Below are 25,080 nucleotides of genomic sequence, written 5' to 3'. Positions count from 1 at the left end.
GCTATTTGTCCGGGCTGTCGATGGTCAGTTTTTGTAGCGCAGTGGTGCTGCTGGCCAGAGGGCCGCTGCGACCGACCCACTCGCCGGCAGTCGGTTGGCCAGCGCGGGAGATGCGCGCAACCAGTTGGACTTCAGGGAAGTTCGACAGTTTCAACTGCGGCATCATTGCGTCGGCATCGCCCAGTTCGACGGTCACCGGCAGATCGGCCACGGTCAGGCGTTTGGCCGCCAGCGGTGCCGGCGGACCGGACGTCGCGCGGGCAAAGATGAACACGCTGTCGCCCGGCTGCACTTTGCTTCTCAGTTCGCTGGCCAGATCGACGCTGACTTTCAACAGCGCAGCTTTCGCGGGTACGGGGGCCTGAGCGACCTTGCCACCGCTGGCTTGCAGTCGCTCGGCGGCGCGTGTGATCCCGCCTTGCAGCGCGGCACGGGAGCTATCCTCCGGCGGCAATTGCGCCAGCAAGCGGTTCCAGTAATCGATGGCTTCCTGATAACGCTCGCCTTCAAACGCGGCGATGCCGAGCAGACCCAGGCTGGTGACTTCTTTCGGATCCGCCTTCAGCGCTTCGTCAGTCAGCGCCTGAATCTTCGCCGACCACTTCTTGCCGTCAGCAAAGTATTGCGCCTGTGCCCACTGGCCGAGGAGTTCCGGTTGACGACCGGCCAGATTGGCAGCACGTTCGAACATCTTCGCCGCGTCCGCCGGGCGCTCTTGCGCCATGTAGGTCCGGCCGAGGAAATACAGGCCTTCGGCAGAATCCGGTTGCGCCGCGACGGCACGCTCCAGACGTTGGGTCATCTCTTCCATCGACTGCGGTGCCTGGGCGAATTCGCGGGTCAGTTCGACCTTGTCGGCCGCACCGAAATGCAGATACAGGCCCAGGCCCAACACCGGCACCAATATTGCCGCCAGCAACGGCAAGGGTTTACCCAGCTTCGACACACGCGGTGCGGCAACGCCTTCGGTATCCGCCAGCAGCTCACGCGCAGCCTCGGCGCGGCCGCTGTCCATTTGCGCCGCGTCGAGCACGCCTTCAGCCTGTTGCGACTGCAACTCGGCGACACGTTCCTGATACAGCGCAACGTTCAGGGCAGTACGATCCTCTTCACGCTGGGCGCGTCGTTCACGCAGCACCGGGATCAGCAGAAAACTCAGGGCGACCAGAAGCAACAGCCCTGCGGCAAGCCAGAAATCAATCATTCTTGGTTTTTATCCAACAGTTGGTCGAGGCGCTGACGCTCTTCACTGGACAGCGCTTGCGGGGTCTCGGCGCGCTGGCCGCGACGACGGCGGACAATCACCGCGATCACCACAACACCACCGAGCAGCAGCCCGGCCGGGCCGAACCACAGCAGTGCGGTCTTGGCATTGAGTGCCGGTTTGTAGCGGACGAAATCACCGTAGCGATCCACCATGAAGTCGATGATCTGCTGGTTGTCCTTGCCCTCGCCGAGCATACGGAAAATCTCTTTGCGCAAGTCCGCGGCAATTGGTGCGTTGGAGTCGGCAATGTCCTGGTTCTGGCACTTGGGGCAGCGCAGCTCCTTGGTCAGTTCACGGAAACGCTCGCGATCACCTTCTTTGGCGAACTCATACGTATCAATAGCAGCATGGGCGACACCGGCCAGACTCAAGCCCAGAACCACGGCAGCGAGAAAACGCTTCATGGCTTGGCCTCGTCGACCAGCGCCTGATACTTGGCCGCGAGTTTTTCGCGCCAGACCTGCTCGTCGATCACCCCGACGTACTTGTCGCGGATGATGCCCTTGGCGTCGATGAAGAAGGTTTCCGGTGCGCCATAGACGCCCAGATTGAGGCCCAGCGAGCCCTCTTCGTCACGGATATCCAACGCGTACGGATTGTGGAATTCGGCCAGCCACTTCAAGGCATCGGCGTTGGTGTCCTTGTAGTTGATCCCGTAGATCACCACGCCACGCTCGGCGAGTTTGTTCAGCACCGGATGCTCGACCCGGCAGGAAATGCACCAGGTGCCCCACACGTTGACCAGCGCCGGTTTACCGAGAATGTCAGCCTTGGTCAGGGCCTTGTCGCCCTGCACGTTGGGCAGGGAAAACTCCGGGAACGGCTTATTGATCATCGCCGACGGCAGCTCCGCCGGATCAAGGTACAGACCGCGATAAAGAAACACCGCCACCAGCAGGAAAATCGCCAGTGGCACCAGCATCAACCAACGTCTCATGCAGCCGCTCCCGTCATGCCCAGTGCTTCACGCACCTTGGCTTTCACCTTGACCCGATAACGTCGATCCAGCGCCGCCAGCAAACCACCCAGACCTGTGAGCAAACCGCCGAACCAGATCCAGCGCACAAACGGTTTGACGTGCACGCGCACCGCCCACGCGCCGTTGTCCAGCGGCTCACCGAGGGCGACGTAAAGGTCACGGGTGAAACCAGCGTCGATGCCGGCTTCGGTCATCATCGAACTTTGCACGGTGTACAGACGTTTTTCCGGGTGCAGCACGCTGATTTCCTTGCCGTCGCGGATCACCCGAATGGTGCCTTTGTCCGACGTAAAGTTCGGCCCTTCGAAGTGCTTGGCGCCTTCGAAGATGAAGTGATAACCGGCCAGGTCCATCGACTCGCCCGGCGCCAGACGCAGGTCGCGTTCGGCACTGTTCTGGCTCGACAACACCACGCCCAACGCACAAACGGCGATGCCGAGGTGGGCAATCTGCATGCCCCAATAGCTGCGAGTCAGGGTTGGCAGACCTTTGATCAGACCTTTGTGGCGAGTCTTGTCGACGATGTCACGCACACCGGCGAGCAACACCCATGCAGCGAGCAGGAAAGTCGCGATCACCGCCCAGTTGAAATCGCCGTAAGCGACACCGGCCACCACTGCCAGCGCAACGCTGCCGAGCAGCACTGGCGTGAGCATGCCGGCCAGCCACTTCACCGGGGTGTCCTTCCAGCGCACGATCACGCCGATCGCCATCACCACCATCAGCAACCCCATCAACGGGATGAACAGCGCGTTGAAGTACGGCGGGCCGACCGACATTTTCGCGCCGCTCAGGGCATCGAGAATCAGCGGGTACAGCGTGCCAAGCAGGATCATCGACGCCGCCACCACCAACACCAGGTTATTGCCCAGCAGCAGGGTTTCCCTCGACCACAGGTTGAACCCGACCTGACTCTTGACCACTGGCGCGCGCAGGGCGAACAGCGTCAGCGAGCCGCCGACCACAAACAACAGGAAGATCAGGATGAACACGCCGCGCTCCGGATCGGAGGCAAACGCATGCACCGAAGTCAGCACGCCGGAACGTACGAGGAAGGTGCCGAGCAGGCTCAGGGAGAACGCGGCGATCGCCAGCAACACGGTCCAGCTCTTGAACACGCCACGTTTTTCCGTGACCGCCAGCGAGTGGATCAGCGCAGTGCCGACCAGCCAAGGCATGAAGGAGGCGTTTTCCACCGGGTCCCAGAACCACCAGCCACCCCAGCCGAGTTCGTAGTAGGCCCACCACGAACCGAGGGTGATGCCAATACCGAGGAACGCCCAGGCGACGATCGTCCACGGACGCGACCAGCGCGCCCACGCCGCATCGAGACGACCGCCCATCAACGCCGCGATGGCGAAGGCGAACGCCACCGAAAAGCCGACGTAACCCATGTACAACATCGGCGGATGAACGATCAGGCCGATGTCTTGCAACAGTGGATTGAGGTCAGCGCCATTGCTGGGCATTTGCGGCAGGATGCGCTTGAACGGGTTGGACGTGAGGATCAGGAACAGCAGGAAACCGGTGCTGATCATGCCCATCACCGCCAGCACCCGCGCCAGCATTACCTGCGGCAACTGCCGGGAGAACACCGACACGGCGAAGGTCCAGCCGCCAAGAATCAGTGCCCAGAGCAGCAACGAACCTTCGTGGGCGCCCCATACGGCGCTGAATTTGTAGTACCACGGCAACGCGGTGTTGGAGTTGTTGGCGACATAGGCGACAGAGAAGTCATCGGTCATGAACGCGTAGGTCAGAATGCCGAACGCGAACAGCAAAAACGCAAACTGCCCCCACGCGGCCGGCTGGGCCAGACTCATCCAGAAACGGTCGCCGCGCCAGGCACCGACCAAGGGCACCACGGCCTGCACCAGGGCAAAACACAGGGCCAGAATCATCGCCAGATGGCCGAGCTCAGGAATAAAAATTGCCGAACTCATCGATCAACCCTCCTTCGCAGGCGTTGGCGCGGATTGACCGCTGTCTTTCAAGGCTTTGGTCACTTCCGGTGGCATGTATTTCTCGTCGTGCTTGGCCAGCACTTCATCGGCCACCACCACGCCGTCGGCGTTGAGCTTGCCGAGGGCAACGATGCCCTGCCCTTCGCGAAACAGATCCGGGAGGATGCCACGGTAGGCGATGGTCACGGATTTGTTGAAGTCGGTGACGACGAATTTGACGTCGAGCGAATCCGGCGAGCGTTGCAGCGAGCCCTTCTCGACCATGCCGCCGGCGCGGATGCGCGTGTCTTGCGGCGCTTCGCCATTGGCGATCTGGGTCGGCGTGTAGAACAGATTGATGTTCTGCTGCAGGGCGCTGAGGGCCAGGCCGACGGCAGCGCCGACCCCGACCAGAATGGCCAGAATGATGATCAGACGTTTCTTGCGCAGCGGATTCACTTGCTGTTCTCCCGGCGCAGACGACGCGCCTCTTGTTGCAGATAACGCTTGCGGGCCGCGATCGGCGCCACCACGTTGAGGATCAGCACCGCCAGACAGATGCCGTAGGCCGACCAGACATACAGGCCATGATGGCCCATGGCGAGGAAGTCGCCGAATGAAGCAAAACTCATCGAGCGGCCTCCAGACTGTGCTGCACTTCTTCTTTCACCCAACTGGCGCGAGCCTCACGCTTGAGCACTTCAAGACGCATGCGCAACAACAGCACGGCGCCGAAGAAGCAGTAGAAACCCAGCACCGTCAGCAGCAGTGGCAGCCACATCTCGGCAGGCATCGCCGGTTTTTCAGTGAGGGTGAAGGTCGCACCCTGGTGCAGGGTATTCCACCACTCCACCGAGTATTTGATGATCGGAATGTTGATCACACCGACGATGGCCAACACCGCACAGGCCTTGGCGGCGCTGTCGCGGTTGCTGATGGCATTGCCCAGCGCAATCACGCCGAAATACAGGAACAGCAGAATCAGCATCGAGGTCAGACGCGCATCCCACACCCACCACGAACCCCACGTCGGTTTGCCCCAGATTGCCCCGGTGACCAGCGCTACGGCGGTCATCCACGCGCCGATCGGTGCGGCGCATTGCAGGGCGACATCGGCCAGTTTCATCTTCCACACCAGCCCGACCACGCCGCACACCGCCAGCATCACGTAGATCGACTGAGCGAGCATCGCGGCGGGTACGTGGATATAGATGATGCGAAAGCTGTTGCCTTGCTGGTAATCCGGCGGCGCGAAGGCCAGGCCCCAAACGACGCCGACACCAATCAACAGCAACGCTGCAATGCTCAGCCATGGCAAGAACTTGCTGCTGATGCCGTAGAACCACTTGGGCGAGCCGAGCTTGTGAAACCAGGTCCAGTTCATACTGTTTCCATCACGGGTGCCGCTCATCGGTGTGAGCAGTCTCAGGGTCTTTGCTGGTTAAATTTTAACCAGACCTCATTATTCGCCGACGCTGATCTTCAGGCCAGCAGCTATTGCAAACGGTGTCAGGGTGATCGCCAGAGCGGTCAGGCTACCAAGCCACAGCAGATACCCGGTCGCCGGCATGCCTTGCAACGCGGCCTGCAAGGCGCCACTGCCAAGGATCAACACCGGGATGTACAACGGCAGAATCAGCAGCGCCAGCAACAGACCGCCACGTTTCAGACCGACCGTCAGTGCCGCGCCCACCGCGCCGAGCAAGCTCAGCACCGGTGTTCCCAGCAGCAACGAAAGCAGCAAAACCGGCAGACAGGCAGCAGGCAAACCGAGCATCAACGCCAGCAGCGGTGAGAGCAAAACCAGTGCCAGACCGGAGAAGAGCCAGTGTGCCAGCACCTTGGCCAAGACCAGAAGTGGCAGCGGGTGCGACGAAAGGACCCACTGTTCCAGGGATCCGTCTTCGAAATCACTGCGGAAAAGCCCGTCCAGCGAGAGCAGGACTGACAAAAGCGCCGCCACCCAGACTAACCCGGGAGACAGGTTTTGCAACACTTGAGTTTCCGGGCCGACGGCAAGCGGGAACAAAGCGATGACGATGGCAAAGAAAATCAGCGGATTGGCCAGTTCCGCCGGGCGGCGAAACAGCAGTCGGGATTCACGGGCAACCAGCAGGCCAAACACACTCATACTGCCCAGTTCCCCAGATCGATGTCGCGATAACCGGCCGGCATCCGGCTCAGCGTGTGGTGCGTGGTCAACACCACCAGACCGCCGCGCTCGCAGTGCCCGGCCAAGTGTTCTTCCAGTTGCGCCACGCCCTGCTTGTCCAATGCGGTAAACGGCTCATCGAGAATCCACAGCGGCGGGCTGTCCAGATACAAACGCGCCAGCGCCACGCGGCGTTGCTGACCGGCGGACAGGCTGTGGCAGGGAACATCTTCGAAACCGCGCAATCCTACGGCTGCCAGCGCTTGCCAAATGGCGTCGCGCTCGGCGGGATGATGCAGGGCACAGAGCCAGGAGAGGTTTTCTTCCGGGGTGAGCAAATCCTTGATCCCGGCGGCGTGGCCGATCCACAGCAGGTTGCGTGCGAGTTCGCTGCGTTGTTCGGTCAGCGGCTGGCCATTGAGCAGGACTTGTCCGGCGGTCGGCTGCATCAACCCGGATAGCAAACGTAACAAACTGGTTTTGCCGCTGCCGTTGGGCCCGCTGATCTGCACCATATCGCCACTGGCCAGTCTCAATTCGAGATTTTCGAAGAGCAACCTGAGATCACGTTCACACGCGAGGGCAACGGTTTGCAGGACAGGACTGGTCAAGGGATCACGGGCCTTATACGGTTCAAGTCGGCTCTGGCGCGGCCGTTAAAGAGATGCAGCATAGACGCATTGACGGCTCGATCTAGAGAGCTGGGTCAAACAATTGCTATGTTTTTTGAACGAAGCGCAAGACGGGCGGCATTATACATGCCGTGCCTTACTCTCAAGAGTGCATTTTCCTCAGGTTGTGTCCGCGTATGACAGGCGAAATGAACATCCTCCCGCTCCCGCCCACCACCCCGGCGACCGTTCGCCCGCAGGTCGGTGAGCTGCTCAAGCTGCTGACCCCGGTCGAAGGCTTGATCGGCGCCGGGCAAAGCGCCAAGGCCGAGGTGTTGTCGCTCAAGCAGGCGGACCAGACCTTTCAGTTATTGCTCAAGGTGACCGTCGACGGCGGACGCCAGACCACCGTGCAGGCGACCAGCAATCTGCCGCTGCCCCAAGGCACCAGTCTGGCGATCACCCAGCCCTCGGCGGGCAATCTGGCGATTACCGTGCAGCAAGCCATTGCCAGCAGCGTCGCCGCCCTCACCCGCATCGACACCGCGCAATTGCCGGTCGGCACACTGCTGCAAGGCAAGGTGCTGACCTCGCAGGCGCTGCCGCAGACGCCGGGGCAAGCGGCGGTATTCCGCTCCTTGGTCAGCCTGCTCAACACCGCACAGAGCGGCAGCACACTGACCATCGACAGCCCGCAACCGCTGCGCATCGGCACCCTGCTTTCGGCATTGGTCGAAGACGCACAAACCCTGAAATTCCTGCCGATGAGCAGCCGCCAGGAACAACTGGCCGTGAGTCAGCAACTGCTCGGCCAGCAAAGTCGTCAGGCCTCCCTGACGGGGTTGCTGAACGCGTTGCAAAACCTGCCGAGCGATACCGATCAGACCTCGCAGGATTTGCGTGCCGTGGTCGACAAACTGCTCGCCAGCCTGCCGGACGTGCAGCAACTGAGTACCGCCAAAGGCGTGGCACTGGCCTTGGCCAACAGCGGCGCGTTCCTCGAAGCCAAACTGCTGACCGGGCAGAACCCGACGCTAGCCCCGGACATGAAAGCCGACCTGCTCAAGCTGATCGCACAACTGACCCCGGGCCTGCCGAGCAACACCAGTTTCAACGCGATCATCGCCGCCAACACCCTGGCGCAAGCGCTGCCGAGTTTCGTCCGCAACGCGCTAGGCATGCTTGGCCAGGTCAGCGCGAAACCGCTACCCAGCAGCTTCCCGCTGCCCGAGCGTTTGCTGCAAAGCCTGGACGGCGAAGGCGATCTGGAACAGTTGCTGCGCCTCGCCGCTGCCGCTGTTTCGCGCCTGCAAAGCCATCAGCTGTCGAGCCTGGAACAGACCGGCGTCACCGACGACGGGCGCCTGCTCAGCACCTGGCAGCTGGAAATCCCCATGCGCAACCTGCAGGACATCGTGCCGTTGCAGGTCAAGTTTCAGCGTGAAGAAGCGCCGGAGCGAGAACCGCAACCGAACGAGCGCCGCGATGAGCGCGAGCCCAGGCAACAATTGTGGCGCGTCGATCTGGCGTTCGACATGGAACCGCTCGGGCCGCTGCAGATTCAGGCGCAACTGATCGCCGGCAGCCTGTCCAGCCAACTGTGGGCCGAACGCCCGTACACTGCGGACCTGATCGAAAACAACCTGTTTGCCCTGCGCCAGCGTCTGCTCGATCGCGGGCTCAACGTCGGCGATATCGACTGCCACCACGGCACCCCGCCGCAAGGCAACCAAACCCGTCTCGAACACCGCTGGGTCGACGAAACCGCATGAACGATTCCACTGCCCCACGCCAGGCCATCGCCCTCAAATACGACGGCAACCACGCCCCGACCCTCACCGCCAAAGGGGATGACGAACTGGCCGAAGAAATCCTGCGCATTGCTCGCGATTGCGAAGTGCCAATTTATGAAAACGCTGAGTTGGTGCGCTTGCTGGCGCGCATGGAACTGGGCGACAGCATTCCCGAAGAGCTGTATCGCACCATCGCCGAGATCATCGCGTTTGCGTGGAATCTGAAGGGCAAATTCCCCGAAGGGCAGGACCCGAATGCGCCGATGGTCGAGAAGGACATCACCGATCGCGGGGATGATTACTGAGCCTTAAAAGCAAAAGATCGCAGCCTTCGGCAGCTCCTACATGAGATCTCTGTAGGAGCTGCCGAAGGCTGCGATCTTTTGATCTTGCTTGCCGCTAAAAGCTCGAAGCTACTAGCTGCTTTTGTGAAGCTTGCGCATCAACTCCGCCTCAGCCTGGGTCAACCCGCAGGACTGAGTCAGTTCATCGACGCTTGCGCCCATGCCCACCAGTTTCGCCGCCTGGGCGAATGACAGGCTCGACGGGTCGCGTTGTTCAAGCGCAACAATCTTGTCCGGCAACGGATTCACCACCGCGCGCAACTCGTGCAGGGCGTCGCCCATGCGCACGTTGCCGTTCTGGTAATCGTCGACACGCTTGGCCAGGTCCTTGATGCGCTGATCACGCAGCGCATCGCCCTGGGCCTGTTGCGCAGCGATCACTCGCTGCGCCTTGATGTACGACACAAACATTGCCAGTGTGCCTGCCCAGAAGAGGAACAGGACAATGACCGCGACCTCGAGAATCAATCAGATGCTCTCCAGTTCCGACCATTCTTCTTCGCTCATCATCTTGTCCAGCTCGACCAGGATCAGCAACTCGTTGTTCTTGTTGCACACGCCCTGGATGAACTTGGCCGACTCTTCGTTGCCGACGTTCGGCGCCGTCTCGATTTCCGACTGACGCAGGTAAACCACTTCGGCCACGCTGTCGACCATGATGCCGACGACTTGCTTGTCGGCTTCGATGATGACGATACGGGTGTTGTCGCTGATCTCGCCGCTGTGCAGGCCGAAGCGCTGACGGGTGTCGATCACGGTGACCACGTTACCGCGCAGATTGATGATGCCCAGCACGTAGCTCGGCGCGCCCGGCACCGGGGCGATCTCGGTGTAGCGCAACACTTCCTGCACGCGCATCACGTTGATGCCGTAGGTCTCGTTGTCCAGTTTGAAGGTCACCCATTGCAGGATCGGATCTTCAGAACCTTTTGCATTCGTCGCCTGACTACTCATACCCTGACCCCTCGAAAAAACCGCTCTGGGCGGTGTGTGTTCTGTGTGGCGGCATTCAAAAATGCCGTCGCCTGATTGTTATGTCGGCTGCTATGTCGGTTTATGTAGCGGCTTTTGGCCGCCGAGGTGCTTTGCCCCACCGCTGGCGATCAACTCGGCCAGTGCGGAAACATCAAGCAATGCACACATGTGCTCAATCACGGTGCCGGCAAGCCATGGCCGCTGACCCCGGTGACTTCTCCATTTGATTTCATTCGGGTCCAGACGCAACGAGCGGCTGACCTGATGCACCGCCAGCCCCCACTCGTAACCTTGTACCGAAATCACGTACTGCAGGCCCTGACGGAAGTCATCGCGATAGCGATCGGGCATGACCCAGCGCGCGGTGTCCAACACTTTCAGATTGCCGGCCTGGCTCGGCAGGATCCCGAGGAACCATTCCGGCTGGCCGAACAACGGTGTCAGCTCGTGGCCGGCCAGCGAATAGATTGAACCAAGGCACACCAGCGGCACGGCGAGGGTCAGGCCGGCGACGTCGAACAACAGGCATTCGAACGCTTCCGAGGCCCAGGCCGGGCGACCATCGGTTTCCACCGGTGGCGGCGTGTTGTTCGGCGGCAGATGCACTTCCACCAGCGGCGGAACCAGCGTCTGCTCAATCGGCGCGGGCGCAACTGGAGCCGGAGCTGGTTCGACCACCGCGGGTTCCGGCACGGTTTTCAGCAATTGGGTTTGCAGCAACGGCGCCAGTGTCGAGACCGGCGCGCGAACCGGCTCGGCCTCTTCGATCAATGCCACCGGTGCGTTCGCCACCGCCGCAACGGCAGGCGCGATAACCGGCGCGGCAGGCCTGGCCGCTTTCTGTGCATCACGCGCCTGCTCTTCCAGCACCGCGGCCTGGAACTCGTCCAGCGCCTCGCTGCTTTCCACAACTTCAGGCTGCGGCTCAATGACCGGCGGCAGCTCCTCAGGAATTTCCTGCAGCAAATTATCCAGATAAGACTGCAGCGCCAATTGCGGCTTCGACGTCAACTTCAAAGGCCGGTTCATGCACAGTCCCCTGTAGGAGCTGCCGCAGGCTGCGATCTTTTGATCTTTTCAGAAGCGCCAAAAAGCCGGATCAAAAGATCGCAGCCTGCGGCAGCTCCTACAAGGTTCAACCTCATCTCAAGCCACCTGCGGAACAAGTTGTTGCGCCAACAGATGCTTGAGCAGCGCACGGTAGGCCAGCACGCCACGACTCTTGCCATCGAATTGCGAAGGCGTGACACCGGCTCGGCTGGCGTCGCGCAGACGGGTATCGACCGGGATATAACCCTGCCAGATCTCGTCGGGGAATTTGTCGCGCAGCACGCGCAAGGTATGCATCGAGGCTTGCGTGCGGCGATCGAACAGGGTCGGCACGATGCTGAACGGCAACGCCTGTTTGCGCGAGCGGTTGATCATCGCCAGGGTGTTGACCATGCGTTCCAGGCCTTTGACGGCGAGGTGTTCGGTCTGCACCGGGATCACCAGTTGCTGGCTCGCCGCGAGGGCGTTGACCATCAGCACGCCGAGCAACGGCGGGCTGTCGATCACCGCATAATCGAAGTCCTGCCACAGCTGCGCCAGACTCTTGGCGATCACCAGGCCCAGACCACTCTGCCCCGGCGACTGACGCTCCAGGGTGGCGAGTGCGGTACTCGACGGCAGCAGCGAAATACGTTCATCGCTGGTCGACAACAATAACTGCCCCGGCAGGCCTTGCGGCACGCTGCCCTTGTGCAGAAACAGGTCGTAATTGCTGTGTTCCAGGCTGTCGGGGTCATAGCCGAAATAGCTGGTCATCGAGCCGTGCGGGTCGAGATCGACCACAACCACGCGCTTGCCCGCCTCGGCCAGCAATCCGGCTAAAGCGATGGAAGATGTGGTTTTACCGACACCACCCTTTTGATTGGCGACTGCCCAGACTCTCATTCAGTTCGTTCCTCCCGGCCGATATGCTCGACCGAGACATAGCTCAGCGTGTTAATGCGGGTGACGGAGAATTGACGGCACTCTCGCGTCCCGGCGTCTTGACCGGGGTCGGTGCAGTTTGTGTGCCAGCACGCTTCAACGCAGCGTCCGGTTGCGCATGGGCGGTTCCGGTGCCCGTGAGGCTGCGGCGCACATCGAGATTGCGCGACACCACCAGCACCACGCGACGGTTCTTCGCGCGGCCTTCAGCGGTGGCGTTATTGGCCACCGGCTGAAATTCACCGTAACCCACCGACGCCAGGCGACCTGGGTTGACGCCCTGCATCGCCAGCATGCGCACGATGCTCGCCGAACGCGCCGAGGACAGCTCCCAGTTGGTCGGGTACTGAGCGGTGCGGATCGGCTGATCATCGGTGAAACCTTCGACGTGGATCGGGTTGTCGAACGGTTTGAGGATCGCCGCGACCTTGTCGATGATGTTGAACGCGATATCACTCGGCATCGCATCGCCGCTGCCAAACAACAGGCTGGAATTGAGTTCGATCTCGACCCACAACTCGTTGCCGCGCACGGTCATCTGGTTGGAGCTGATCAAGTCGCCGAACGCGGCGCTGATGTCATCGGCGATGCTTTTCAGCGGATCGCTGGCACCGGCAATACCGGCGTCGACCTGCTCGGCGTCCTTGACCAGCGGCTTGGCCGGGGTCACGGTCTTCGGTCGTTCATCGCCAATCGGGATCGGTTTGAGCGAGCGGTCGGAGTCGGTGAAGACCCCGATCAGCGCTTCGGAAATGACTTTGTACTTGCCTTCGTTGATCGACGAAATCGAGTACATCACCACGAAGAACGCGAACAACAGCGTGATGAAATCCGCGTAGGACACGAGCCAGCGCTCGTGATTGACGTGTTCTTCCTGGTGGCGACGACGAGCCATGAGGTTATTCCCTTAATCCATGAAGCCTTGCAGCTTCAACTCAATGGAGCGAGGGTTTTCACCTTCGGCGATCGACAAGATCCCTTCCAACAACATTTCGCGATAACGCGACTGCCGCAACGCGATTGACTTCAGCTTGGCCGCCACGGGCAATAACACCAGGTTGGCACTGGCCACGCCGTAAATGGTCGCGACGAAGGCCACGGCAATGCCGCTGCCCAATTGCGTCGGATCGGCGAGGTTACCCATCACGTGGATCAGGCCCATCACCGCACCGATGATGCCGATGGTTGGCGCGTAGCCGCCCATGCTTTCAAAGACTTTTGCGGCCTCGATGTCGCGGGCTTCCTGGGTGTAGAAATCCACTTCAAGGATGCTGCGGATCGCTTCCGGCTCAGCACCGTCGACCAGCAATTGCAGGCCTTTGCGCGAGTAGTTGTCGGGTTCGGCATCGGCCACGCCTTCCAGGCCCAGCAGGCCTTCCTTGCGCGCGGTGAGGCTCCAGTTGACGACGCGATCGATGCCGCCGGCCAGATCGACCCGTGGCGGAAACAGAATCCAGGCGAGGATCTGCATGGCGCGCTTGAACGCGCTCATCGGCGATTGCAGCAGTGCGGCACCGATGGTGCCGCCCAGTACGATCAGCGCCGCCGGGCCGTTGGCCAGCGCACCGAGGTGTCCACCTTCCAGGTAGTTGCCGCCGATGATGGCGACGAACGCCATGATGATCCCGATAAGGCTTAGAACATCCATCAGAGGCACGCCTCGACAATGTGCTTGCCGATGTCGTCGAGGCTGTACACCGCATCGGCGAGGTCGGCTTTGACGATGGCCATCGGCATGCCGTAGATCACGCAGCTGGCCTCATCTTGCGCCCACACCGCGCTGCCGCCCTGCTTGAGCAGACGCGCGCCTTCACGGCCGTCGGCGCCCATACCGGTCAGCACTACCGCCAGAACTTTGTCGCCGTAGGATTTCGCCGCCGAACCGAAGGTGATGTCCACGCACGGCTTGTAGTTCAGACGCTCGTCACCCGGGAGGATTTTCACCGCGCCACGGCCGTCGATCATCATTTGCTTGCCACCCGGTGCCAGCAGCGCCAGGCCCGGACGCAGGATGTCGCCATCCTCGGCTTCCTTGACGCTGATGCGGCAGAGCTTGTCGAGGCGTTCGGCGAAGGCCTTGGTGAACGCTGCCGGCATGTGCTGGATCAGCACGATCGGCGCCGGGAAGTTCGCCGGCAACTGGGTCAGCACACGTTGCAGGGCCACCGGGCCGCCGGTCGATGTCCCGATGGCAACCAGTTTGTAGGCCTTGCGTTTCGGTGCTGGCGACGAAGCACTGGCCGCCAGCGCGCGAGTCGGTGCCGGCGCAGGGGCCGGACGTGCCGGCGCGCTGGTGCTGTGGCTGCTGAAGCTCGACGCTGCCGGAGCAGGCGTCGGGGCTGGCGCAGCCACAGGCGCAGGCGCGCTGTAGGCACTGAAGCGACGGTTGCTGCGCGAGATGCTGTGGACCTTCTCGCACAGCAGTTGCTTGACCTTCTCCGGATTACGCGAGATGTCTTCGAAATTCTTCGGCAGGAAATCCACCGCACCAGCATCCAGCGCATCGAGGGTGACCCGAGCGCCTTCGTGCGTCAGTGAGGAGAACATCAACACCGGGGTCGGGCAGCGCTGCATGATGTGCCGCACTGCCGTGATGCCGTCCATCATCGGCATCTCGTAGTCCATGGTGATCACGTCCGGCTTGAGCGCCAGAGCCTGATCGATCGCCTCTTTACCGTTGGTGGCGGTGCCGACCACCTGGATGCTCGGATCCGCTGAAAGAATTTCCGAGACGCGGCGGCGGAAAAAACCTGAATCGTCCACCACCAGGACTTTGACTGCCATAAACACTCCATTAGGTGCAGCGGGACGTTGTCGCCCCGCCACCCCGGATTCAAATACGCTTCGTGGCGTAACGCTTGAGCATGCTTGGAACATCGAGAATCAGCGCGATGCGGCCGTCACCAGTGATGGTGGCGCCGGACATGCCCGGAGTGCCCTGCAGCATTTTGCCCAATGGCTTGATGACCACTTCTTCCTGGCCGACCAGTTGATCGACGACGAAGCCGATCCGCTGAGTGCCCACCGAAAGGATCACCACATGGCCTTCACGCTGCTCTTCGTGAGCGGCGGAGCTGACCAGCCAGCGCTTGAGGTAGAACAATGGCAAGGCCTTGTCCCGCACGATCACCACTTCCTGACCGTCGACGACGTTGGTGGTCGACAGGTCGAGGTGGAAGATTTCGTTGACGTTGACCAACGGGAACGCAAACGCCTGATTGCCGAGCATCACCATCAGGGTTGGCATGATCGCGAGGGTCAGCGGCACCTTGATGACGATCTTCGAGCCCTGGCCCTTGGTCGAGTAAATGTTGATCGAACCGTTGAGCTGGGAAATCTTGGTCTTCACCACGTCCATGCCGACACCGCGGCCGGACACGTCGGAGATCTCGGTCTTGGTCGAGAAACCCGGGGCGAAAATCAGGTTGTAGCACTCGGTATCGCTGAGGCGATCGGCCGCGTCCTTGTCCATCACACCGCGTTTTACCGCGATCGAACGCAGGACGTTCGGATCCATGCCTTTACCGTCATCGGAGATCGACAGCAGGATGTGGTCGCCTTCCTGCTCGGCGGCCAGGACAACACGACCGCCACGGGCCTTGCCCGAGGCTTCGCGTTCTTCCGGCGACTCGATGCCGTGGTCGACGGCGTTGCGCACCAAGTGGACCAGCGGGTCGGCCAGGGCCTCGACAAGGTTTTTGTCGAGGTCGGTTTCTTCACCCACCAGTTCCAGGTTGATCTCTTTCTTGAGCTGACGTGCCAGGTCGCGAACCAGACGCGGGAAGCGCCCGAAGACCTTCTTGATCGGCTGCATCCGGGTCTTCATCACCGCGGTCTGCAAGTCTGCCGTGACCACGTCGAGGTTCGACACGGCTTTGGACATGGCTTCGTCGCCGCTGTTGAGGCCTAGGCGTACCAGACGGTTACGCACCAGCACCAACTCGCCAACCATGTTCATGATTTCGTCGAGACGCGCGGTGTCGACCCGCACGGTGGTCTCGGCTTCGCTAGCCGGTTTTTCCGGTGGCGGCGCAGCGGCGGCACGGGCCGGAGCCGGTGCAGCAGCGGCAGCCGGTTTTGGCGTTTCGGCTTTCGGCTCAGGCTTGGGCGCGGCTTTCGGCGCAGCAGCCGGAGCGGCCGCAGCCTTGGCAGCAGGCGCAGCCACCGTCGAAGCGGCGCCAGCAGTCGCGGCACCAACGTCAGTGAACTTGCCTTTGCCGTGCAATTCGTCGAGCAGCGATTCGAACTCGTGATCGCTGATCAGATCGCTGCCGGCCGCCGCAGCGGTCGGTGCGGCTGGCGCAGCCGGTGCCGAGGCAATCGCCGACTCCAGCGCTTCAACGGCAAAGTTGCCCTTGCCATGCAGTTGATCGAGCAGGGCTTCGAATTCGTCGTCGGTGATATCGGAGCTGTCGCCCGCCGCAGGCGCTGCCGGCGCCGCAGCGGTCGGTGCCACGGCATCCGCCGCGAACTGGCCTTTGCCGTGCAACTGATCGAGCAACGACTCGAACTCGGCATCGGTGATTTCATCGCTCGCAGCTTCAGCAGCCGTTTGCACAGGGGCAGCAACGGCCGGGGCTTCGGCTTCAGCCTTGACGGCGTTCAGCGAGTCCAGCAGCTGTTCAAATTCGTTATCGGTGATGTCGCCCGACGCGTCGCCTTCGACGACCAGTTCTTCGATCATCTCGGCCACTGGCGAAGCCGGGGCTTCGTCCGCCGATTGCGGTTCGGCCAGGCGCGCCAGGGCGGCCAGCAGTTCCGGGGTGGCGGCGGTGATCGGCGCACGCTCGCGGACTTCGCTGAACATGCTGTTCACCGCGTCCAGTGCTTCGAGGACAACGTCCATCAGTTCTGCATCAACGCGACGCTCACCCTTGCGCAGGATGTCGAACACGTTTTCGGCGATGTGACAGCACTCCACCAGCTCGTTGAGCTGAAGGAAGCCGGCGCCCCCTTTTACAGTGTGGAAACCGCGAAAAATTGCGTTGAGCAGATCTGCGTCATCCGGGCGGCTTTCCAGCTCGACCAGTTGTTCGGACAGTTGCTCAAGAATCTCGCCGGCCTCAACCAGGAAATCCTGAAGGATCTCTTCATCGGCGCCGAAGCTCATTAATGGGGTGCTCCTACAGGTCTAAAAACCCAAAAAACCTAAAATTCCAAAACACTAGAATCCGAGGCTGGATAACAAATCGTCCACATCGTCCTGACCGGACACAACGTCTTCTCGTTTATCGGCATGAATCTGCGGACCTTCACCCTGCGAGAGATGTTTTTGTGGATCTTTTTCTGCAAGCATCGCGGCGCGGTCATGTTCGATGCCCGCAAAGCGGTCGACCTGACTGGCCATGAGCACGAGTTTGAGCAAATTGCTTTCGACTTCGGTGACCAGTTGGGTCACCCGCTTGATCACCTGACCGGTCAGGTCCTGGTAATCCTGGGCCAGCAGGATGTCGTTGAGATTGCTCGACACTGCACGGTTGTCCGTGCTGCTGCGTGACAGAAAACCGTCGACCCGGCGCGCCAGTTCGCGGAACTCTTCAGCCCCGACCTCGCGACGCATGAAACGCCCCCAATCGGCGCTCAAGGTCTGCGCTTCATCAGCCAGACTGTTGACCACCGGCGTGGCGCTTTCCACCAGATCCATGGTGCGGTTGGCCGCGGCTTCCGTCAGCTTGACCACATAGCCCAGGCGTTCAGTGGCGTCGGTGATTTGCGACACTTCCTCGGCCTGTGGCATGTGCGGATCGATCTGGAAGTTGACGATCGCACTGTGCAGTTCACGTGTGAGCTTGCCCACTTCCTGGTACAGGCCGCGGTCACGGGTCTGATTGAGCTCATGGATCAGTTGCACAGCGTCGCCGAACCTGCCTTTTTCAAGGCTTTCGACCAGTTCGACCGCGTGTTTTTTCAGGGTCGATTCGAAATCGCCCTGTGAAGATTCGTTATGCTCCATAGCTCCCCCGCGCGTTCATCAGCCGATGCGTTCGAAAATCTTCTCGATTTTGTCTTTCAACGCCTGAGCCGTGAAAGGTTTGACTACGTAGCCGTTTACACCGGCCTGGGCGGCTTCAATGATCTGCTCGCGCTTGGCTTCAGCCGTGACCATCAAGACTGGCAGGTGCTTGAGTTTTTCATCGGCACGCACATGGCGCAGCAGGTCGATACCGGTCATGCCCGGCATGTTCCAGTCCGTTACCAGAAAGTCGATGCTGCCGCTGTTGAGCACTGGAATGGCAGTGGTGCCATCGTCAGCCTCGACGGTGTTGGTGAACCCAAGATCACGCAGCAGGTTCTTGATGATCCGCCGCATCGTTGAGAAGTCATCAACGATGAGGATTTTCATGTCTTTGTTCAATTCGACCTCCAAGCAGTCTTAAACGCGCCCAGCACCTGGACGCGCCACTTCAATCAATCGGCGCAGCACTCGAAGACTGTCTGGAGCACAACAGAGCAAGACCGGTGCCGTTCATCACCGCACCAGCCTCGTTCGCAGTGTCCCCACACTGCCTTCAGCGCGCTCGCCACTCCCCCAAACGCCCCCGCAAACGGGCCGCGCACTGGCTGTGTAACTGGCTGACCCGCGATTCACTGACGCCAAGGACTTCACCGATCTCCTTGAGGTTCAGCTCTTCGTCGTAGTACAGCGCCAACACCAGTCGCTCACGCTCCGGCAAATTGGCAATCGCGTCCGCCAGCGCTGCCTGGAAGCGTTCATCTTCCAGATCGCGTGACGGCTCCATATGAGCACTCGCGCCATCCTCGTGCAGCCCTTCGTGTTCGCCGTCCTGCAACAGGTCGTCGAAACTGAACAGGCGACTGCCCAAGGTGTCATTCAAAATCCCGTAGTAATCGTCGAGACTCAATTGGAGTTCGGCCGCAACCTCGTGATCTTTAGCATCACGGCCGGTTTTAGCTTCAATTGAGCGAATTGCGTCGCTGACCATACGGGTATTGCGGTGAACCGAGCGTGGCGCCCAATCCCCTTTGCGCACTTCGTCGAGCATCGCGCCGCGGATTCGTATGCCCGCGTACGTTTCGAAACTGGCGCCTTTGCTGGCGTCATATTTGGTCGAGACTTCGAGCAGGCCGATCATCCCGGCCTGGATCAGGTCTTCGACCTGCACACTCGCCGGCAAGCGTGCCAGCAAGTGGTAGGCAATGCGTTTGACCAGTGGCGCGTAACGCTCGATCAGCTCGTACTGCGCGTCACGTGCCGACTTCTTGTAGTAGTTCATACCGCTTGCGGTCATAGCACGGGCCCTGCCGTTTGCTGCACGAGGCGCTCGACGAAAAACTCAAGGTGGCCACGCGGGTTGGCGGGCAGCGGCCAGGTATCGACCTTCTGCGCAATCGCCTTGAACGCCAGCGCGCACTTGGAACGCGGAAAGGCTTCGTACACCGCGCGCTGCTTCTGCACCGCTTTACGCACGCTTTCGTCGTAAGGCACGGCGCCGACGTATTGTAGGGCCACGTCAAGGAAGCGATCCGTGACCTTGGTCAACTTGGCGAACAGGTTGCGCCCTTCCTGCGGGCTCTGCGCCATGTTGGCGAGGACGCGGAAGCGGTTCATGCCGTAATCGCGGTTGAGCAATTTGATCAGCGCGTAGGCGTCGGTAATGGAAGTCGGCTCATCGCAGACCACCAGCAACACTTCTTGCGCGGCGCGCACAAAACTGACTACCGAGTCACCAATACCCGCAGCGGTGTCGATCACCAATACGTCGAGATTGTCGCCGATGTCGCTGAACGCCTGAATCAGGCCGGCATGTTGCGCCGGGCTCAGGTGCACCATGCTTTGCGTGCCGGACGCCGCCGGCACGATGCGGATGCCACCGGGGCCTTGCAACAGCACGTCGCGCAACTCGCAACGACCTTCGATGACGTCGGCCAGCGTGCGTTTAGGGGTCAGCCCCAACAATACGTCAACGTTCGCCAGACCGAGGTCGGCGTCCAGCAGCATGACCCGACGGCCAAGCTCTGCCAGCGCCAGCGACAAGTTCACTGACACGTTAGTCTTGCCGACGCCACCTTTGCCGCCGGTCACCGCGATCACCTGTACGGGATGCATGCTGCCCATGTTATTTCTTTACCTTGTCTTGCATAGACGGAGGCCACATTACTGGCTGCGCGTTCCCGATCGGAACAATGCATGGCAGACCATCGATGTAGGTACAAAAACTGTTCATGAATACCTCAGCCTACCTGCTTGGTCGGGCTGTGATAGATATCAGCGAACATGTCAGCCATGGCTTCTTCGCTGGGTTCTTCCTGCATTTGCACGCTGACGGCGCGGCTGACCAGTTGATGACGGCGCGGCAGATGCAGATCATCCGGAATCCGTGGGCCATCGGTCAGGTACGCGACCGGCAATTCATGACTGATCGCCAGGCTCAACACTTCGCCAAGGCTGGCCGTTTCATCCAGTTTAGTCAGGATGCAGCCGGCAAGCCCGCAACGCTTGTAACTGTGATAAGCGGCGGTTAGAACCTGTTTCTGGCTGGTGGTTGCCAAGACCAGATAATTTTTTGCACGAATGCCGCGCCCGGCCAGACTTTCGAGCTGCATGCGCAGGGCTGGATCGCTGGCTTGCAGGCCGGCGGTATCGATCAGCACCACGCGTTTGCGCAGCAATGGGTCCAGCGCTTGCACCAGCGATTGGCCCGGATCAACGTGGGTCACTGGCACGTTGAGAATGCGGCCCAGGGTCTTCAGTTGTTCCTGAGCGCCGATGCGGAAGCTGTCCATGCTCACCAGCGCGACGTTCTGCGCGCCGTATTTCAGCACATAACGCGCGGCAAGTTTGGCCAGCGTAGTGGTCTTGCCCATGCCGGCCGGGCCGACCATGGCAATCACACCGCCCTCTTCCAGTGGCTCGACTTCCGGTACGGCAATCATCCGTGCCAGGTGCGCCAGCAGCATGCGCCAGGCCTGACGCGGTTCTTCGATATCGGTGATCATCGCCAGCAGATCGCGCGACAACGGGCCGGACAGGCCGATACGTTGCAGACGGCGATACAGGTTGGCTTGCGCCGGACGGCTGCCTTGCAGCTGATTCCAGGCCAGGGTGCCGAGCTGAACTTCCATCAGCTCGCGCAGGCTGTTCAATTCAAAACGCATCGAATCCAGTGCACGCGGATCGACACCGCCGGAGGACTGCGCAGGGACCGGAGCCGGGCGCGCCGGAGCGGCGTAAGTCGGTTCGGTCAGCGGTTCAGCGGCGGTCAGCGGCAGGCCGGCGGTCAACGGCAGCCCGGCAAAGATCTGGCGATTGCTATTGCCGTCGGCTTCGCCACGCAGGCTCAGCTCAGCCTGGGCGGTGACGATGCGCGACTGGGTCTTGCGCAGCTCGTCTTCGAGTTCCATGTTCGGAACCCGTGGCGCCAGCGCCGACAATTTGTAATCCAGTGCCGCCGTCAACTCGACACCGCCGGCAATGCGGCGGTTGCCAATGATGGCCGCATCAGCGCCCAGCTCATCACGAACCAGCTTCATGGCCTGACGCATATCGGCGGCAAAGAAACGCTTAACTTGCATAAACCACTACCTCAGCCGTTGGGCCCTACTGTCGCAACGATGGTCACTTGCTTGTTGTCCGGTATTTCCTGGTAGGCCAGCACATGCAGTCCAGGGACGGCGAGGCGGCCAAAGCGCGAGAGCATCGCGCGGATCGGGCCAGCGACCAAAAGGATCACCGGCTGACCTTGCATTTCCTGACGCTGCGCCGCTTCGATGAGCGAACGCTGCAGCTTCTCGGCCATGCTTGGCTCCAGCAGAACGCCCTCTTCCGAGCCTTGTCCTGCCTTCTGCAGACTATTGAGCAATATTTGTTCCAACCTTGGTTCCAAGGTGATCACAGGCAGCTCGGACTCAGTGCCTACAATGCTTTGGACGATGGCGCGCGATACGCCGACCCGCACAGCAGCCACCAAAGCGGCGGTATCTTGACTCTTCGCGGCGTTGTTGGCGATGGCTTCGGCAATGCTGCGGATATCGCGCACCGGCACGTGTTCGGCGAGCAGCGCTTGCAGCACTTTGAGCAACTGCGACAACGTGACCACGCCCGGCACCAGCTCTTCTGCCAGTTTCGGCGAGCTTTTGGCCAGCAATTGCATGAGTTGCTGCACTTCTTCGTGGCCGATCAGCTCGCTGGAGTGCTTGTACAGAATCTGGTTCAAGTGGGTCGCAACCACGGTGCTGGCGTCGACCACGGTGTAACCGAGCGATTGTGCCTGGGCACGCTGGCTGATTTCGATCCACACCGCCTCCAGGCCGAAAGCCGGATCTTTGGCGTTGATACCGTTGAGCGTGCCGTACACCTGGCCCGGGTTGATCGCCAGTTCGCGATCCGGATAGATCTCGGCTTCGGCGAGGATCACCCCCATCAGCGTTAGGCGATAGGCGCTTGGCGCCAGGTCGAGGTTGTCGCGGATGTGCACGGTCGGCATCAGGAAACCCAGATCCTGCGAGAGCTTCTTGCGCACGCCCTTGATCCGCGCCAGCAATTGCCCGCCCTGGTTGCGATCGACCAATGGAATCAGGCGATAACCGACTTCCAGACCGATCATGTCGATCGGCGTCACGTCGTCCCAGCCCAGCTCTTTGGTTTCCATGGCGCGGGCCGGCGACGGCAGCAAATCCTGCTGGCGCTTGACCTCTTCCAACGCCACGACTTTAGCGACGTTCTGCTTTTTCCAGAACAGGTACGCGCCGCCAGCGGCCAGCGCAGCCATGCTCAGGAACGAGAAGTGCGGCATGCCCGGCACCAGGCCCATGACCGCCATCAGACCAGCCGCCACCGCCAGCGCTTTCGGCGAGGCGAACATCTGACGATTGATCTGTTTGCCCATGTCTTCCGAACCGGAAGCACGGGTCACCATGATCGCCGCCGCTGTCGATAACAACAGTGATGGCAATTGCGCCACCAAACCGTCACCGATGGTCAGCAAGGCGTAAACCTTGCCCGCATCGCCGAAGCTCATGTTGTGCTGGAAGATACCGACGGCCATACCGCCGATGAGGTTGATGAACAGAATCAGCAGGCCGGCGATGGCGTCACCGCGGACGAACTTGCTGGCACCGTCCATCGAACCGTAGAACTCGGCCTCTTGGGCGACTTCCTGACGGCGCATCTTGGCCTGGTTCTGGTCGATCAGGCCGGCGTTGAGGTCAGCGTCGATCGCCATTTGTTTGCCGGGCATCGCATCGAGGGTGAAGCGCGCGCTCACCTCGGAAATCCGCCCGGCACCCTTGGTCACTACGACGAAGTTGATGATCATCAGAATCGCGAAGACCACGATACCGACCACGTAGTTACCGCCGATCACCACCTCACCGAAGGCCTGAATCACCTTACCGGCGGCGGCGTGGCCGTCCTGACCGTGGAGCATCACCACCCGCGTCGAGGCCACGTTCAACGCCAGCCGCAGCAACGTCGCGACCAGCAGAATCGTCGGGAACACGGCGAAATCCAGCGGCCGCAGCGCGTACACGCAAACCAGCAGGACGACGATCGACAGGGCAATGTTGAAGGTGAAGAACACGTCGAGCAGGAACGGCGGCACCGGCAACATCATCATCGCCAGCATGACCAGCAGCAACAACGGCACGCCCAGATTGCCTCGACTGAGGTCGGCAACGTTTGTGCGAGCAGTGTTGAATAACTGAGAGCGATCCACCGGTTTTCCCCGTTCCTTTAAAGCAAACTTTTGACGCCCAGAGCGGGCTCACGGCGGGTACTGCAAGAAGCTTTCCAACTTTTGCCAAGGATTGAAACAGAGGGGGTCAACCATGAGTTTTCGGCTGACCGGGATGGCCTGCTCGCGAAGGCTTCTTCAAAGACTCCCCATCGCTCAAGCAGCGATACAAACAACCGCTCGTCGGATCCTCCTACGCACCTGTCAGATCTGACAGGTGCGCATTCTGCCGTTTAGCCGTTCAATCACTCCGTCATCTTCCCGCCACGGAGTCCTCGCCATGTCCAACCCCATCGAACCTATGCTCCTCGAAGAACTCGGCATCCCCGGTCGCAGCAAAGACCCGGTGTCGACGAATCCCGATGTCTGGGGCATCAACATCGCCGCGGCGCTGGACAACTTTCCGCTTCATGGCCTGCTTTGCCAGGCGGGGCCGTGGGGCAACATGGCCGAAGGCGACAGGTTGACGGTCTTTTGGGGCACCGGGCAGAACGTCTGGGTGGAGACCGTCAACAAGGACGAAGTCAAGACGCAACTGCGCATGTTCGTGCCTCCCCGGCACATGGTCGATGGCGAGTTTGCGGTGTCCTATTCCGTCAGGTTACTGGGCGCGAGCAAGGATGAACCGTCCGAAGTGATGCAGGTGCTGGTCAAGCTGACGCGCCCGGGCGGCGATGATGACAACGGTGACGGCGGACATTCCAAGCTGATCATGATCATTCCCCAGGAGATCGTTGACGGCGGCATCCACGAGGAGAACGTCAAGGACGGCGTGCCGATCAGCATTGGCAAGGCCGATGGCACACCGCCCTATCCCTACGCCGCGGCCGGCGATATTTGTCGCGTGAGTTGGGGTGGGATCTTCGTACTCAGCGAGCCGCTGACTCAGGAGCAGGCCGAAGGCAACGCGCCGATCATCATCACCATCACCAAAGAGATCATCGTTGAGGCCGGTGATGCGCCCGGCGTGGCCGTGGTGTTCGAGGTGTACGACTGCGTCTTCAACCGCTCCAGGGACTGGAGCCCCGAGCAGCGCATAGAGGTGGCGGTGGATGCAACCCGGCTGGGTGCGCCGTTGCTCAAGGAAACAGTAAACAATGTGCTGGACGTCGACCAACTGGGCGACGCCAACGGCACCGTGCAAGTTATTGCCACGGATACGAGCAAGTTCAAAATCGGCGACATCCCGTTCATCCAGATCAAGGGCACGCCGGTCGAAGGCGCGCCGATTGATCTGGAAGTAAAAGGCACTGCTTTGACCAGCGTGCCGAGCGTTATTGAAATCAAGGTCCCCAACGCCGTGCTGCGCCAGTTGGCCAAGTCCCAGATCACCTTGTCTTACCGCCTGG

The 25,080-nt window shown here is 60.9% G+C and carries 25 protein-coding genes and 1 pseudogene; 3 read left to right on the top strand and 23 right to left on the bottom strand.

What is annotated here, in order from left to right; genetic code table 11:
• Position 1: 1 nt before the first annotated feature.
• From ccmI to ccmA, 9 genes are all read right to left on the bottom strand, one after another.
• Positions 2-1,204, bottom strand: coding sequence for a c-type cytochrome biogenesis protein CcmI (gene ccmI, locus M9827_RS04660; RefSeq protein WP_250603811.1), 1,203 nt, complete (start codon positions 1,202-1,204; stop codon positions 2-4).
• Positions 1,201-1,671, bottom strand: a complete 471-nt coding sequence (locus M9827_RS04655; RefSeq protein ID WP_250603809.1) for a cytochrome c-type biogenesis protein — start codon at positions 1,669-1,671, stop codon at positions 1,201-1,203. Before M9827_RS04655 ends, ccmI begins: the two co-directional genes overlap by 4 nt.
• Positions 1,668-2,204 carry a DsbE family thiol:disulfide interchange protein gene (locus M9827_RS04650; RefSeq protein ID WP_250603807.1) on the bottom strand — a complete coding sequence of 179 codons (537 nt, stop codon included), beginning with the start codon at positions 2,202-2,204 and terminating at the stop codon, positions 1,668-1,670. The genes M9827_RS04655 and M9827_RS04650 overlap by 4 nt, the downstream gene beginning before the upstream one ends.
• Entirely contained in the window at positions 2,201-4,189 is a 1,989-nt protein-coding gene (locus M9827_RS04645; protein ID WP_250603805.1) for a heme lyase CcmF/NrfE family subunit, read from the bottom strand. The genes M9827_RS04650 and M9827_RS04645 overlap by 4 nt, the downstream gene beginning before the upstream one ends.
• Before the next feature lie 3 nt (positions 4,190-4,192).
• On the bottom strand, positions 4,193-4,648 hold the full coding sequence (gene ccmE, locus M9827_RS04640; protein WP_034151526.1) for a cytochrome c maturation protein CcmE: 456 nt from the start codon (positions 4,646-4,648) through the stop codon (positions 4,193-4,195).
• On the bottom strand, positions 4,645-4,821 hold the full coding sequence (ccmD, locus tag M9827_RS04635; protein ID WP_250603803.1) for a heme exporter protein CcmD: 177 nt from the start codon (positions 4,819-4,821) through the stop codon (positions 4,645-4,647). Before ccmD ends, ccmE begins: the two co-directional genes overlap by 4 nt.
• A complete protein-coding gene (locus M9827_RS04630; RefSeq protein ID WP_016987487.1) occupies positions 4,818-5,573 on the bottom strand; it encodes a heme ABC transporter permease in 756 nt (251 codons plus the stop codon). The genes ccmD and M9827_RS04630 overlap by 4 nt, the downstream gene beginning before the upstream one ends.
• A gap of 78 nt (positions 5,574-5,651) precedes the next feature.
• Positions 5,652-6,320 (bottom strand): heme exporter protein CcmB, encoded by a 669-nt coding sequence (ccmB, locus tag M9827_RS04625; RefSeq protein WP_007919970.1) that lies wholly within the window; start codon positions 6,318-6,320, stop codon positions 5,652-5,654.
• A complete protein-coding gene (gene ccmA / locus M9827_RS04620; protein ID WP_034151524.1) occupies positions 6,317-6,952 on the bottom strand; it encodes a cytochrome c biogenesis heme-transporting ATPase CcmA in 636 nt (211 codons plus the stop codon). The genes ccmB and ccmA overlap by 4 nt, the downstream gene beginning before the upstream one ends.
• Before the next feature lie 197 nt (positions 6,953-7,149).
• On the opposite strand from ccmA, the gene fliK reads away from it, so the two are divergent.
• Complete coding sequence (gene fliK / locus M9827_RS04615; RefSeq protein WP_250603801.1) at positions 7,150-8,724, top strand: flagellar hook-length control protein FliK; 1,575 nt, start codon at positions 7,150-7,152, stop codon at positions 8,722-8,724.
• Positions 8,721-9,050 (top strand): EscU/YscU/HrcU family type III secretion system export apparatus switch protein, encoded by a 330-nt coding sequence (locus M9827_RS04610; protein ID WP_007919976.1) that lies wholly within the window; start codon positions 8,721-8,723, stop codon positions 9,048-9,050. Before fliK ends, M9827_RS04610 begins: the two co-directional genes overlap by 4 nt.
• 111 nt (positions 9,051-9,161) lie before the next feature.
• Here M9827_RS04610 and M9827_RS04605 read toward each other — a convergent pair whose 3' ends face one another.
• The 14 genes from M9827_RS04605 to flhA all read right to left on the bottom strand — a co-directional run bounded on the left by M9827_RS04605 (position 9,162) and on the right by flhA (position 23,713).
• Complete coding sequence (locus M9827_RS04605) at positions 9,162-9,557, bottom strand: DUF2802 domain-containing protein (RefSeq protein WP_250603799.1); 396 nt, start codon at positions 9,555-9,557, stop codon at positions 9,162-9,164.
• Complete coding sequence (locus M9827_RS04600) at positions 9,558-10,043, bottom strand: chemotaxis protein CheW (protein ID WP_250603797.1); 486 nt, start codon at positions 10,041-10,043, stop codon at positions 9,558-9,560.
• A 90-nt stretch (positions 10,044-10,133) separates the two neighbouring features.
• Complete coding sequence (locus M9827_RS04595; protein WP_250603795.1) at positions 10,134-11,093, bottom strand: CheW domain-containing protein; 960 nt, start codon at positions 11,091-11,093, stop codon at positions 10,134-10,136.
• Positions 11,094-11,210: 117 nt separating this feature from the next.
• Complete coding sequence (locus tag M9827_RS04590; protein WP_008077691.1) at positions 11,211-11,999, bottom strand: ParA family protein; 789 nt, start codon at positions 11,997-11,999, stop codon at positions 11,211-11,213.
• 43 nt (positions 12,000-12,042) lie between these two features.
• Positions 12,043-12,933, bottom strand: a complete 891-nt coding sequence (motD, locus tag M9827_RS04585) for a flagellar motor protein MotD (protein WP_093439795.1) — start codon at positions 12,931-12,933, stop codon at positions 12,043-12,045.
• Between the two features lie 12 nt (positions 12,934-12,945).
• On the bottom strand, positions 12,946-13,686 hold the full coding sequence (locus M9827_RS04580) for a flagellar motor protein (protein WP_003222929.1): 741 nt from the start codon (positions 13,684-13,686) through the stop codon (positions 12,946-12,948).
• Entirely contained in the window at positions 13,686-14,822 is a 1,137-nt protein-coding gene (locus M9827_RS04575) for a protein-glutamate methylesterase/protein-glutamine glutaminase (protein ID WP_250603793.1), read from the bottom strand. Before M9827_RS04575 ends, M9827_RS04580 begins: the two co-directional genes overlap by 1 nt.
• A 49-nt stretch (positions 14,823-14,871) precedes the next feature.
• Positions 14,872-17,148 carry a chemotaxis protein CheA gene (locus M9827_RS04570; RefSeq protein WP_250603791.1) on the bottom strand — a complete coding sequence of 759 codons (2,277 nt, stop codon included), beginning with the start codon at positions 17,146-17,148 and terminating at the stop codon, positions 14,872-14,874.
• A gap of 54 nt (positions 17,149-17,202) precedes the next feature.
• Positions 17,203-17,991: a protein phosphatase CheZ gene (locus tag M9827_RS04565; protein ID WP_042607546.1), complete on the bottom strand. Its 789-nt coding sequence runs from the start codon at positions 17,989-17,991 to the stop codon at positions 17,203-17,205.
• Between the two features lie 18 nt (positions 17,992-18,009).
• Positions 18,010-18,381, bottom strand: a complete 372-nt coding sequence (locus M9827_RS04560; RefSeq protein WP_024012118.1) for a chemotaxis response regulator CheY — start codon at positions 18,379-18,381, stop codon at positions 18,010-18,012.
• Between the two features lie 166 nt (positions 18,382-18,547).
• A complete protein-coding gene (fliA, locus tag M9827_RS04555) occupies positions 18,548-19,288 on the bottom strand; it encodes an RNA polymerase sigma factor FliA (protein WP_093439777.1) in 741 nt (246 codons plus the stop codon).
• Positions 19,285-20,115: a flagellar synthesis regulator FleN gene (gene fleN, locus M9827_RS04550; RefSeq protein WP_003222917.1), complete on the bottom strand. Its 831-nt coding sequence runs from the start codon at positions 20,113-20,115 to the stop codon at positions 19,285-19,287. The genes fliA and fleN overlap by 4 nt, the downstream gene beginning before the upstream one ends.
• Before the next feature lie 116 nt (positions 20,116-20,231).
• Positions 20,232-21,572, bottom strand: coding sequence for a flagellar biosynthesis GTPase FlhF (gene flhF, locus M9827_RS04545; protein WP_250603789.1), 1,341 nt, complete (start codon positions 21,570-21,572; stop codon positions 20,232-20,234).
• Positions 21,573-21,583: 11 nt separating this feature from the next.
• Entirely contained in the window at positions 21,584-23,713 is a 2,130-nt protein-coding gene (gene flhA, locus M9827_RS04540; RefSeq protein ID WP_093439768.1) for a flagellar biosynthesis protein FlhA, read from the bottom strand.
• A 298-nt stretch (positions 23,714-24,011) separates the two neighbouring features.
• Between flhA and M9827_RS04535 the strand changes: the two are divergent.
• Positions 24,012-25,080, top strand: a pseudogene (locus M9827_RS04535) (hypothetical protein); the annotation flags it as partial.

It is taken from the genome of Pseudomonas sp. AKS31 (assembly GCF_023634765.1).
Classification (GTDB): Bacteria; Pseudomonadota; Gammaproteobacteria; order Pseudomonadales; family Pseudomonadaceae; genus Aquipseudomonas.
This window is presented reverse-complemented; position numbering and strand designations above follow the sequence as displayed.